Annotated in this window: 11 protein-coding genes; 6 read left to right on the top strand and 5 right to left on the bottom strand. The window is 66.2% G+C overall.

The window, feature by feature from the left end; all coding sequences use genetic code 11:
* Positions 1-320: 320 nt before the first annotated feature.
* The 4 genes from VNS22_RS03970 to VNS22_RS03955 all read left to right on the top strand — a co-directional run bounded on the left by VNS22_RS03970 (position 321) and on the right by VNS22_RS03955 (position 3755).
* On the top strand, positions 321-1586 hold the full coding sequence (locus tag VNS22_RS03970; RefSeq protein ID WP_325729828.1) for a sugar ABC transporter substrate-binding protein: 1266 nt from the start codon (positions 321-323) through the stop codon (positions 1584-1586).
* Between the two features lie 110 nt (positions 1587-1696).
* Positions 1697-2644, top strand: coding sequence for a carbohydrate ABC transporter permease (locus VNS22_RS03965; protein ID WP_325729827.1), 948 nt, complete (start codon positions 1697-1699; stop codon positions 2642-2644).
* A complete protein-coding gene (locus tag VNS22_RS03960; RefSeq protein WP_325729826.1) occupies positions 2641-3453 on the top strand; it encodes a carbohydrate ABC transporter permease in 813 nt (270 codons plus the stop codon). Before VNS22_RS03965 ends, VNS22_RS03960 begins: the two co-directional genes overlap by 4 nt.
* Positions 3450-3755 (top strand): DUF1330 domain-containing protein, encoded by a 306-nt coding sequence (locus tag VNS22_RS03955; RefSeq protein WP_325729824.1) that lies wholly within the window; start codon positions 3450-3452, stop codon positions 3753-3755. The genes VNS22_RS03960 and VNS22_RS03955 overlap by 4 nt, the downstream gene beginning before the upstream one ends.
* 498 nt (positions 3756-4253) lie before the next feature.
* Here VNS22_RS03955 and VNS22_RS03950 read toward each other — a convergent pair whose 3' ends face one another.
* From VNS22_RS03950 to VNS22_RS03935, 4 genes are all read right to left on the bottom strand, one after another.
* Positions 4254-5900, bottom strand: coding sequence for a GMC family oxidoreductase (locus VNS22_RS03950; RefSeq protein ID WP_325729823.1), 1647 nt, complete (start codon positions 5898-5900; stop codon positions 4254-4256).
* A 77-nt stretch (positions 5901-5977) separates the two neighbouring features.
* Positions 5978-6931, bottom strand: a complete 954-nt coding sequence (locus VNS22_RS03945) for a substrate-binding domain-containing protein (RefSeq protein ID WP_325729821.1) — start codon at positions 6929-6931, stop codon at positions 5978-5980.
* A gap of 127 nt (positions 6932-7058) precedes the next feature.
* On the bottom strand, positions 7059-7499 hold the full coding sequence (gene rnk / locus VNS22_RS03940; protein WP_325729819.1) for a nucleoside diphosphate kinase regulator: 441 nt from the start codon (positions 7497-7499) through the stop codon (positions 7059-7061).
* A 48-nt stretch (positions 7500-7547) separates the two neighbouring features.
* Complete coding sequence (locus VNS22_RS03935) at positions 7548-9362, bottom strand: ABC transporter ATP-binding protein (RefSeq protein ID WP_325729817.1); 1815 nt, start codon at positions 9360-9362, stop codon at positions 7548-7550.
* Positions 9363-9731: 369 nt separating this feature from the next.
* Here VNS22_RS03935 and VNS22_RS03930 point away from each other — a divergent pair, with 369 nt between their 5' ends.
* Both VNS22_RS03930 and VNS22_RS03925 read left to right on the top strand, forming a co-directional pair.
* The gene (locus VNS22_RS03930; protein ID WP_325729815.1) at positions 9732-10160 is read left to right on the top strand and encodes a response regulator; all 429 of its coding nucleotides are present in this window, start codon (positions 9732-9734) and stop codon (positions 10158-10160) included.
* A gap of 11 nt (positions 10161-10171) precedes the next feature.
* Entirely contained in the window at positions 10172-10525 is a 354-nt protein-coding gene (locus VNS22_RS03925) for a hypothetical protein (RefSeq protein ID WP_325729813.1), read from the top strand.
* Here VNS22_RS03925 and VNS22_RS03920 read toward each other — a convergent pair.
* Positions 10501-11220 (bottom strand): DUF1194 domain-containing protein, encoded by a 720-nt coding sequence (locus VNS22_RS03920; protein WP_325729811.1) that lies wholly within the window; start codon positions 11218-11220, stop codon positions 10501-10503. The two genes, VNS22_RS03925 and VNS22_RS03920, sit on opposite strands and share 25 nt — an antisense overlap.
* Positions 11221-11523: the final 303 nt, after the last annotated feature.

Genomic DNA, 11523 nt, shown 5'->3' with positions numbered 1-11523 from the left:
CGCGTTCGACCGCGGCTTCATCGGGGTCGTGTTCGGGATCTTCCTGCATCTCTTGTGGATGCGCTTTCTGGAGCAGGCCATCCCGCTCTGGGTCTGCACGATCCTGACTGTTCTGCTCGGCATCTATATCGTCAAGCGCGGCTAAGGCTGACCGCCAGAGGAGCCATGGCGGTTGATCGGGCCGCCGGCTCTTTGTAGAAAGGTGGCTGCCAGATGCGTTCAAGTTTGAAACGATCCACGGCTGGCGCCGCCGGCGCCCAATACTTGGGAGGTGAGTGATGAAACTCGGAATGATTGGCGCAGCTTTGGCTGTCGCCCTGATGAGCAGCAGTGCCTTCGCACAGGAAAAGCGCATCACGATCGCGACGGTCAACAACCCCGACATGATCACGATGCAGCGCCTGTCGGCGGAGTACACGGCCGCCAACCCGGACGTCACGCTCGATTGGGTCGTGCTGCCCGAGAACGAGCTGCGCGCCAAGGTGACCACCGACATCGCGACCAAGGCCGGCGCCTACGACATCCTGACCATCGGCACCTATGAGGTGCCGATCTGGGGCAAGCTCGGCTGGCTGGTGCCGTTCGACGACGTGCCGGAAAGCTACGACCTCGAGGACGTGTTCCCGCTGGTCCGTGCCGGCCTGACGGTCGACGAGAAGCTCTACGCCATGCCGTTCTACGGCGAGAGCAGCTTCCTGTTTTACCGCAAGGACCTGTTCGAGAAGGCCGGCATCGAGATGCCGGAGCAGCCGACCTGGGAACAGATCAAGGAATGGGCGGCCAAGCTGCACGACCCGGCCAACAAGATCTACGGCACCTGCCAGCGCGGCCTGCCGGGCTGGGGCGAGAACATGGCCATCATCAGCACGATGGGGAACACGTTCGGCGCCCGCTACTTCGACGAGGAATGGAAGCCGGAGCTCAACTCGGAAGAGTGGAAGACGGCAGTCAACTTCTATGTCGACCTGATGAACAATTACGGTCCCCCCGGCGTCACCGGTAATGGCCACCTCGAGAACCGCACGCTGTTCGCGGGCGGCAACTGCGCCACCTGGGTGGATGCCACCTCGGCCGCCGGCTACATGTTCAACAAGGACGAGTCGAAGGTCGTCGACACCGTCGCGTTCGCCAACGCGCCGATCGGCACGGTGCCGAAGGGCAACCACTGGCTGTGGGCTTGGTCGCTGGCGATCCCGGCCACCTCGCAGAACGCCGAGGCCGCCAAGGACTTCATCTACTGGGCGACTAGCAAGGAATACATCCAGAAGGTCGCCTCGGAGAATGGCTGGGCCGCCGTGCCGCCCGGCACCCGCAAGAGCACCTATGCGGAGCCCGAGTACATCAAGCTGCCGTTCACCCAGCCGACCCTGGATGCGATGAACACGGCGGATCCCACCGACGCCACTGCCAAGCCGGTGCCGTACGTGGGCATCCAGTACGCGCCGATCCCCGAGTTCCAGGCGATCGGCACCGAGCTCGGGCGTGCGATCGCCGGTGCGGTCGCCGGCCAGACCACGGTCGACCAAGCCCTGGACAATGCCCAGGCCGCAGCAGATCGGATCATGCAGGAAGCCGGCTACTACTGAGCCGCAGCTTTCCTTGAAGGTCGGGGCGGCCGCCTGGATGCACCTCTACCAGAGGGATGCATCCGCGGCCGCCCCGCCGCGTTTGCAACGGCGGAGGGATCACAGAAACCATGGCAGCTAGTCTGCAGGGTCAGGGCGGCACGGCGGTAGCCGGGCGCGGCATGGCCAAGGAAGCATGGTCCAAGCAGCGCTGGACCATGCTGGCGCTGATCGCGCCGGCGGTGGGCGTGCTGCTCGTGTGGATGATCGTCCCGCTGGCGATGACGATCTACTACGCCTTCCACCGTTACAACGTGCTCTACCCCGAGCGGTTCGGCTTCGCCGGCTTCCGCAACTTCTCCCTGCTCCTGAACGACCCGATGTTCTGGGGTGCCATGGGCAAGACCCTGATCCTGGTGGGTGCCTCGCTGGTCGTGACGGTGGTGCTGGGTATCATCCTGGCGCTGGTGCTGGAGAAGGACTTCCCCGGCCGCAGCATCGCCCGGCTGATGGCCCTGGCCCCGTTCTTTGTCATGCCGGTGGTGGCGGCCCTGGTCTGGAAGAACATGCTGATGCACCCGGTCTACGGGCTGCTCTCCTGGATCCTCGGCACGCTCGGCCTGCCGGTGGTCGACTGGTTCCAGAACTGGCCGATGACCGCCATCGTCATCATCATCGCTTGGCAATGGACGCCGTTCGCGATGCTGGTGTTCCTGACCTCGCTGCAGTCCATGCCCGAGGAGCAGAAGGAAGCCGCCTGGCTGGACGGGGCCAACCCGATCCAGATGTTCTTCAAGATCATCCTGCCGCACCTGTCGCGGGCGATCACGGCGGTCGTGATGATCGAGAGCATCTTCTTCCTCTCGATCTTCGCCGAGATCTTCACCACCACGGGCGGCGGCCCCGGCCAGGCCACCACCACGCTCAGCTACATCATCTACACCCGCGCCTTCCTGGAGTGGAACGTCGGCTCCGCCTCGGCCGGCGGCCTGTTCGCCGTGATCCTGGCGAACATCGTCGCGATCTTCCTGATCCGCCTGGTGGCCCGCAACATGCAGAACCCGGAGAAGTTCGGATGAAGCGCTCCCATCTGGGCCACGCCTTGCTGGGCCACGGCCTGGCCTTCCTGATGTTCTTCCCGATCCTTTGGATGATCATCACCGCGTTCAAGACCGAGATCGACGCCTTCTCCATGCCGCCGATCCTGTTCTTCGAGCCGACCCTGTCCTCGCTGAACGAGGTGTTCGCCCGCGGCTCCTATTCGAAGTTCGTCACCAACTCGGTGATCGCGGCGCTGGGCTCGACCGCGCTGTGCCTGGTCTTCGCGGTGCCGGCCGCCTACCAGATGTCGTTCTTCCCGAGCAAGCGGACCAATTCCACCCTGCTCTGGATGATCTCGACCAAGATGATGCCCGCGGTCGGCGTGGTGATCCCCATCTACCTGATCTTCCAGGCCACCGGGCTGCTCGACAACATCCTGGGCCTGGTGCTGATCTTCTTCCTGATGAACCTGCCGCTCGCGGTGTGGATGCTCTATACCTACTTCAAGGAAATCCCGAACGAGATCCTGGAGGCGGCCCGCGTCGACGGCGCCGGCATCATGGAGGAGCTGCGCTTCATCCTGCTGCCCGCCGCCATCCCCGGCATCGCGTCGACGGCGCTGCTCTGCACCATCCTGGCCTGGAACGAGAGCTTCTGGAGCCTGCAGCTCACCGCCTCGAACGCGGCCCCGCTCACCGTGTTCATCGCCAGCTTCAAGGCCGCCGAAGGGATGTTCTGGGCGAAGATGTCCGGCGCCTCTATGCTGGCGATCGGCCCGATCGTGCTGCTCGGCTGGGCGATGCAGCGCCATCTGGTCCGCGGCCTGACCTTTGGAGCCGTCAAGTGAGCAAGGCCTATCTGATCGCCCGGATCCGGGTCACCGACCCGGACGCCTACCGGGGCTACATCGCACGCACTCCGGCCGCGGTGGCCGAGCAAGGCGGCCGCTTCCTGGTGCGTGCCGGCGAGTTCGCGACGCTGGAAGGACCGGCCGAGGACCGGCGCATCGTCGTCATCGAGTTCCCGAGCCGTGCCGCGCTCGACGCGTTCTGGACCGGCGCCGCCTATGCGGAAGCGAAGCGCTTCCGGCTGGGCGCTGCCGAGTTCGAGGCGATCGCCGTCACCGGGGTCGACGACACGACCGCCTGAGGCCGTCCGGTAGCGGCCGCGGGATCAGGTTCCGCCCAGGTATGTAGCGCCGGCCGTGCTCGGCCCCCGGACCTGTGCTATCCTGGCCCATCCCGAGCCGCGGGAGCGCCGGCCGGAGCAGGCCGGCAGGGGCCGTCACCAGAATTACGAAACGAACCCGAGAAGGCCGGTCATCGCGTCCGTCCTACCGGCCCCTTTGCCCCGCCTGTCGCACCATTCCCCCGCCATGGCGGAAACCTGCCCAGCAACAGCAGCGCTGCCGCGGCAGCCTGTCTGTGCTACACTGGCCGGTCTGCGCCGCCTGGGTGCGGCAGGCGGGCTGGCCGGCGCGCAGACCGAAAATTGCGAAACAAACCCGGGCGGGCCATTGTCAGGATCATCCGCGCCGGTCGGGCGTGCCGCAGCCCGGGCGCAAGGAACCCGGGTCCCGGCTGCGGCCAGGCGCCATCCGACATCGGATGGCTCGGGGCCGCAGCCCTGCCCTGCCCCGCGGCGGCGTCAGGCCGCCGCGGCCGGTGCAAGCGGGACCCCGGCCTCGTCGGCCATGATCAGTTCTGCCGCCTTGTGGCCGAGCGCCAGGGCGATCGCGTTGGTGTTGGCCGAGGGGATGAACGGGATGGCGGCGCAGTCGATCACCCGCAGCGCCTCGACCCCGCGCACCCGCATCCGCGCGTCCAGCACCGCCGTCGGGTCGTGGTCCGGTCCCATCCGCGCCGAGCCCACCGGGTGGAAGTTGGTCTTGACGGTCTTGCCGGCAAACGCGGCCAGCTCGGCATCGCTCAGCTTGTCAGCACCCGGCAGGATCTCCCGCGCGATGTTGCCGGCCAGCGGTTCGGTCGCCAGGAGGGTGCGGGCGAAGCGCATGGATGCCAGGGTCAGGCGCAGATCGTCCGGATGGCCGAAGAAGTTCGCGTTGACCCTGGGCTTCTCCTTCGGATCGGCCGAGCGCAGCCGCACGGTGCCGCGCGCCTTCGGCCGGAGCAGGCAGGAGGCGATGGTGATGCCGTCGCCCTCCTCGACATCGGCGATGTCGCGGTCGACATGCACGATCGGGCCGCAATAGAGCTGGATGGTCGGGCGCTCGCCGCCGTCCGGGTCGTAGAACAGGCAGGATTCGATCCCGGTCGTGGTGACCGGGCCGGTGCCGAACAGGAGATATTGCAGGCCGTTGCGGATCATCCGCCAGCCATGGTCCTGGCCATGGTAGCCGCCGGGCTCGCGGGTGAGCGCGATCACCGGCACCTCGTGGTGGTCCTGGAGGTTCTGGCCGATGCCGGGCAGGTCGGTATGCACGGCGATACCGTGCTCGCGCAGATGGTCGGCCGGGCCCAGGCCGGACAGCATCAGCAGCTTGGGCGTATTGTAGGTGCCGGCCGCGACCAGCACCTCGCGCGCCGCGTGCGCCTTGAAGGTGGCGCCGTTGCGCAGGTACTCGACGCCGACAGCACGGCGGCCATCGAACAGGATCCGGGTGACTTGGCTGTCGGTGACCACGGTCAGCCGCTCGTCCGCCATCACCTGCGACAGGAACGCCGTCACCGCGTCGCAGCGCTGCATCTTGCCGTTCGGCCCGATGCCCATGGTGTGCTGCATGACGCCGACGCCGGCCTGGCGGGCACCGTTGAAGTCGCGGTTGTAGGGAATGCCGGCGCCCTGCGCCGCCAGGATGTAGCGCCGGGTGGTGTCGCAGAGCTGGCCTGGGTCCGAGACCAGCAGCCGGCCGTCGATGCCGTGATACTCGTCGTTGAAGTTGGCGTTCTTCTCCAGCGCCTTGAAGTGCGGGAGCAGGTCGACATAGGACCAGCCCGAGCCCCTGCCCAGATAGGCGTCCCAGCCGTCATAGTCCTCGCGCTGGCCGCGCATGTAGACCATGGCGTTCACCGAGCTGCCGCCGCCCAGCACCCGGGCCTGCGGCACGATCGGGCCACGCCCGCCCAGCTGTGGCTGGGGGGCAGTGTGGTGCATCTCGAGGAAGTCCTCGCGCCACAGATATTTCATGTAGCCCGCCGGCATCCGCATCAGCCAGGCATAGCGGGCGGGCCCGCGCTCGATCAGCAGCACCCGGGCGCCGTGGTCGCGGACCAGCCGCATCGCCGCCACGCAGGCGGACGACCCGCCTCCGGCGATCACATAGTCGTATTCCATCCCGGCCACTCCCAGCACTGCCCGGGACGAGCGGATAGCGCAGTGCGTGGCCGGGTCAACCTGGCAAGGCCCTGGATCTACTTGGTCTTGCAGCTGTCGATCGTTTCCCTGGTGCAGACGTCCAGCCCCACCGTGATCGGGTCCTCGACCGTCTTGCCGTTCACCAGGTCGTTCAGCACGTACATGGCGCGATAACCCATCTCGTAGGGCCGCTGGCCGACCTGGCCCTGGCTCAGCCCCTCCTTCAGGAACTGCATCTGCACGTCCATGGTCTCGACGAACAGCAGGACGAGATCGCCGGACTCGATCCGGTCCGCGTATTGGCTGGTGAGCTGCCGATAGGCCTCGGGCAGCATCTGCGGCGCGCCGCCGGCGTTCAGCATCGCGTCCAGGTCGGGATACTTGGCCAGAATATCGGTCATCTGGACGATCGAGAGCGGGAAGTCGTCATTGTTGTAGAGCGGGCAGCCTGCGACCTGCGTCCACTTGTCGGCCGGCAGGGTCTCGGTCATCCCCTGCATTCGCTCGTTCATGTTGACCGCCGCCGGCCCGCCGCTCTGGATGCAGTAGGTGCCGCCCTCGGGCTTGAGCGCCATCAGCCGCTTGGCCAGCTCCTTGCCGATCTCGGTGTTGACGGTGCCGATATAGGTCGAGCGCAGTGCCTGGTCCTGGTCGAGCAGGTCACTGTCCCAGGTGACAAACGGGATATCCGCGTCCTTGGCCGCCTGTGCCGCCTTGGCGATCGCCGGAGCATTGGCGACCGATACGGCGATGCCGTCGACGCCGCGCGCGATCAGGTCCTGAACGACCTGGAACTGCTCGTCGCCACCACCATGCTCGCCCGGACCAATATAGTAGCACTCGATCCCGCCGATCTCCTCGGCGGCCTTCTGGCAGCCGTCGCGTGCCTGGTCGAAGAACGGATTGTTCATGTTCTTGGGCACGAGGGCAAAGGTCTTGTCGGCAGCATGTGCGACGTTGGACAGGACTGCACATGTCGACACGGCAAGAAGAGTGGCGATCCGATTCATGGATGGGTGTTCCCTGATCTTCGTACTGGCCTAAGCTCGGCCGCACGTCCTCTTGTGGGCGGTCGAGCTTAGGCGCTTTCGATCTTCCAGGACAACCCGATCCACGGCACCGATGAGGCGGGGCGGCTCAGATTCGCCCGGGCCTGCCGACGTCCACACCCTCCGCCTCGGGCTGCCAGGTCACCGCCTTGAGCGTCAGCGCGCGGCTGTGCCCGTCAGCACCGGCAAAGCTGATCGTCTGGCCCACGCGCAGGCCCAGCAGGGCGCTGCCGACCGGCGTCACGATCGAGATCCGGCCCTGGGCGACGTCCTCCTCGCCTGGATAGACCAGGGTCACCTCCCGCTCCTCGCCGCTGCTCGACGCGAAGCGGCAACGCGAATGCATGGTGACGAGATCCGCAGGGGCCGCCTCCGGCGCCACGATCTCGGCACGGTCCAGTTCCTCGGCCAGCGCTTCCACCAGTTCGCCGTCGCCACGGCGCTCGAACGCCTCGACCACGCCGGTCAGGCGCAAGTGATCCAGCGTGGTAACCGTAATGCCGGGGGTGTCTTGCTTGTCGGCAGTCATGTCGTCTTCTCCATCGATACGTCTGATCTTAGACAGGTTCTTCGGCGTTCAAGCGGCGCCTTCTTCAATCAGCCCTTCCGCCTGCCGCTCGAACAGGCGGCGGTAGACGCCGTCCTTGCGCCGCATCAGTTCGTCGTGGCTGCCGTCCTCGACGATCCGGCCACCGTCGAACACCAGGATCCGGTCCACGGCGCGCACGGTGGACAGGCGGTGGGCAATGATGATCGCGGTCCGACCCTCCATCAGCCGTTCCATGGCATCCTGTACCAGCGCCTCCGATTCGGAATCGAGGCTCGAGGTCGCCTCGTCCAGGATCAGGATCGGCGCGTCGGCGAAGAAGGCGCGCGCAAGCGCCACGCGCTGGCGCTCGCCGCCGGACAGCTTGACGCCTCGCTCACCCACCGTGGTGGCATAGCCCTTGGGCAGCCGCATGATGAACTCGTCGGCATTGGCCAGCGCCGCCGCCGCCCGCACCTCGCCGAGCCCGATGCCGGCACCGGTCTCCCACCGGGCATAGGCGATGTTCTCGAACAGCGAACGGTGGAACAGGATCGGCTCCTGCTGGACCACCGCGATCTGCGCGCGCAGCGATGCCTGGGTCAGCCGGTCGATCTCCTGGCCGTCGATCAGGATCCGGCCGTCCGCCGGCTCGTAGAGCCGCTGGATGAGCTTGACGAAGGTGGTCTTGCCCGAGCCCGAGCGCCCGACCAGACCGACCCGCTCACCGGCACGGACCGTCACCGACAGGCCCCGGTACAACGGCGCCAGGTGCCGGCCGTAGTGGAAGTCGACATTCTCGAAGCGGATCTCGCCCCGGGTGATCCGCAAGGGCTGGGCGTCCGGACGATCCTCGATCTCCATGGGCTGGTCGTGGATCGCCACCACCTCCTCCATCTCGTTCACCGCCCGCTGCAGCGCATGGACGTGGTAGCCCACGTCACGCAGATAACCCTGCACGACGAAGAACATGGTCAGCACATAAGCGACATCGCCCGGTGTGGCACGGCCCTGCCACCAAAACCAGAGCACCATGCCGATCACGAGCGCACGCATCACCTGCAGCGCAGTACCCTGCGCCGCCTCGCTGACGGTGCCGCGAAGCCAGAATCTCCTGGTGCGCTGCCGCCACCGCCCGACCAGGGCCGCCAGCCGCGCATCCTCGCGCGCCTCGGCGCCGAATGCCTTGACCACCGCATTGCTGCCGATCGCATCGGCCAGAGCGCCGCCCATGCGCGAATCCCAGCTGTTCGCCAGCCTCGCGGCCGGCGCCACCCAGCACAGCGACAAGGCGGCGGTGAGCGTCAGGTAGGCGACAGCGCTGCCGGCCACCACCAAGCCCATCGCCGGCCAGCGCCAGCCCAGCAGCACCGCCGAGCCCAGCAGTACCATTACCGATGGCAAGAGCGCGATCAGCAGGGTGTCATGGAGGGAATCGATGGCGTTCATGCCGCGGCTGACCTTGCGGACGGTCGAGCCGGCGAAGTGGTTGGCATGCCAGTCGCTCGACAGCCGCTGGATCCGGAAGAACGCATCCTGGCCGATGTCGCTCATCACACCCAGGGTGAGCTTCACCACCAGGACGATGGCGCCGGTGCGCAGCACGAGCCCAGCCAGGCCCAGCAGCACGATGGCCCCGAAGGGCAGGAGCGCCTGTTGCAGGATGTCCGACGGTGCCAGGCCGGCACTAGCCGACACGGCGTCCACCAGCTGGCCGGCGAACAGCGGCACCAGGATCTCGGTGAGCGTCGCGGCGATCATGGCGAATACCACCAGCCAGGCCCGCCAGCCCTGCCGCTGCCAATGGCTATAGACGAATAGTAGAACCGCGCGAACCGGATTCGCGCGACCGAGTATTGCAGTCATGGGAGAGTTCCGAAGGAGCGAGCGGGCCATGCAGACATGACCCCTCACGTCCCAGGGGGATGGTTGCATCCGGATCGTTCCCGCTCCGATCAGGAGCAGGACCCACCGGATTATCTCGTTGGAGGCAGATGCGTGCCAGAATTGGCGGCTGGATCGAAGCTAACGGCGCCACTCGTCGGGGACGAGCAATCGCATCACTATCATGCAGACCCTCCCGACGACAGTAGGTTGACGTAATCAACCTACTGTAGAACCCGAGACCGGGTTTGGCAAGCATTCTGGGGAACCCGCCGTTCCCGGAGAGGTTGGCTAGCATCGTCGGCGTCCGCGAATGCCACGGCAATCCCAGTCTGGAGCAAGGATCTTCTGGTGGTTATCCTCGTTGCCGAAGATGACGGGCTAACCGCCCTGGCCATCGAGATGGCGCTGCGCACGGACGGTCATGAGGTGCTGGGACCAACCGGCTTGGTCGAGGAGGCGTTGCAGCTCGCCCAGTCCAGGACTCCCGACCTGGCGCTGGTCGACCTCGAGCTGGCCGATGGCGGCGATGGTATCCAGATCGCGCGCCAGCTGCATCGCCGATACGAGATCCCGCTCCTGTTCACCAGTGCCAGCGCCGAACGAGCCCGAGCCCATGTGGACGTGGCCATAGGCCTGCTCCGCAAGCCCTACGACCCGCAACTGGTGCCGCGCGTGATCGCCTTCCTGTCCCGGTTGGCACATGGCGAACTGGTCGCCGCCGTGCCCAGACCGCTCGAGCTGTTCGACCCGCCCCGCGGTGTCGCCGCCCTGGCGTGAGGCTGTCTCCGATGAGCGAGCGCAAGCTGCGCATGGTCTCCTCTCGCTGGCAGGCCGTGGCACTGATCTGCCGCAAATGCTCCAGGCGCCTGAAGGGCGGGTTCGGGGAGAGCGGCGAGCAGCACCTGGCCAAGGCGCTGCGCAAGCACTTGGCGCAAGGCGACGGCCAAGCGAAAGGAAGGAAGGCGCGCCTTGGTGTGGTCGAGGTCGGCTGCCTCGACATCTGCCCCAAACGGGGCGTGGTGATGATCCGCTCCACCGCACTGGACGAATGGCTGATCATTCCGGCAGGCATGCCCTTGATCGAGGTCGAGGCACTGCTGACGGAGCAGCTGCCCGCTCAGCGTGCCGCCGCGACGGGCTGAGGCAGGCCCGCGATCTCCAGCAGCAGCTTGCGCCGCACCGCCTCGGCAAAGCTGGTGGTCTGGTCCACGGTCACGACGAAGGCGCCGAACCCGCCGATCACTTGGCTAGCGAAATAGCCCTCCAGATCGGCGCGTGCCGGGCGGCCGTCGCAGGTCCGGCACAGGACCGCCAGCCCATTGATGGTGATGTCTTCCGCCAAGGCCGCCTCCCGGGCCAGCGGCAGCGGTAGTCCGCCATAATTGCCGCTGTCGGCCGAGACGTCGATCACCTTGCGGATGCCGTCATAGCTGTTCCCGGCCATGGCGCGGCGGCCGAAGTCGATCGCATTGGAGATCGAGTTCCAGCCGAACGCGCCGCGCGGCGTGGTGCGCAGCGTGTCGGCAAAGCGCGCGGCACTGTCTGGCCCGTCGATGACCGCCCAGTCGGCGATCACTACCTGCGAATCGGCACCGCCCCACTCGAAATACATGAGCGCCATCCGACCATGCGCCCCGGCGGTCATGGCGGACACCAGCTCCGGATCAGTCAGGGCAGCGGCATAGCCCTCGCGCTGCAGACGTATCTCGCCATCGTCGATCGAGCCCGACCCATCCGCCGCCAGCACCAATTCCAGGTCGACCGGCTCGGCCGTGGCGGGTGCAGCGAATGTCATCATGAGGCCAAAAAGGAACCATGCTGACTGGCGATTGGCCATGCTCACCCTCCCAGGTTCTCACGGATTGATCTGGATTATCCCGGCTGTCGGGGCAAGGCGACGAGCATCCGTGACGGTCGCAGACCGCAGCATCAATCACGCAGGTAGCAGGCTTCTTATACTGACACACGATTGTGGCGTGCTCCGGCTGGTTGCACAACCTGAGCAATTCATTCACTCAGAACATCCTGAAATTTCGTCTCTTATTATTATATGCATTTGAATAATACGCAACATTTTCCATGATATTGACAATTACAACTCCAAGGTAAAATTGCCCCAATCAACGAACGCTGCATCTAT

This window comes from Geminicoccus sp. (assembly GCF_035556675.1).
Taxonomy (GTDB): Bacteria; Pseudomonadota; Alphaproteobacteria; order Geminicoccales; family Geminicoccaceae; genus Geminicoccus.
This window is presented reverse-complemented; position numbering and strand designations above follow the sequence as displayed.

What these genes read in the sequence shown, in the direction of transcription:
- VNS22_RS03970 (WP_325729828.1), top strand. Translation starts at nt 321, where the DNA reads ATGAGCAGCAGTGCCTTCGCACAGGAAAAGCGCATCACGATCGCGACG.
- VNS22_RS03965 (WP_325729827.1), top strand. Translation starts at nt 1,697, where the DNA reads ATGGCAGCTAGTCTGCAGGGTCAGGGCGGCACGGCGGTAGCCGGGCGC.
- VNS22_RS03960 (WP_325729826.1), top strand. Translation starts at nt 2,641, where the DNA reads ATGAAGCGCTCCCATCTGGGCCACGCCTTGCTGGGCCACGGCCTGGCC.
- VNS22_RS03950 (WP_325729823.1), bottom strand. Translation starts at nt 5,900, where the DNA reads ATGGAATACGACTATGTGATCGCCGGAGGCGGGTCGTCCGCCTGCGTG.
- VNS22_RS03945 (WP_325729821.1), bottom strand. Translation starts at nt 6,931, where the DNA reads ATGAATCGGATCGCCACTCTTCTTGCCGTGTCGACATGTGCAGTCCTG.
- rnk (WP_325729819.1), bottom strand. Translation starts at nt 7,499, where the DNA reads ATGACTGCCGACAAGCAAGACACCCCCGGCATTACGGTTACCACGCTG.
- VNS22_RS03935 (WP_325729817.1), bottom strand. Translation starts at nt 9,362, where the DNA reads ATGACTGCAATACTCGGTCGCGCGAATCCGGTTCGCGCGGTTCTACTA.
- VNS22_RS03925 (WP_325729813.1), top strand. Translation starts at nt 10,172, where the DNA reads ATGAGCGAGCGCAAGCTGCGCATGGTCTCCTCTCGCTGGCAGGCCGTG.
- VNS22_RS03920 (WP_325729811.1), bottom strand. Translation starts at nt 11,220, where the DNA reads ATGGCCAATCGCCAGTCAGCATGGTTCCTTTTTGGCCTCATGATGACA.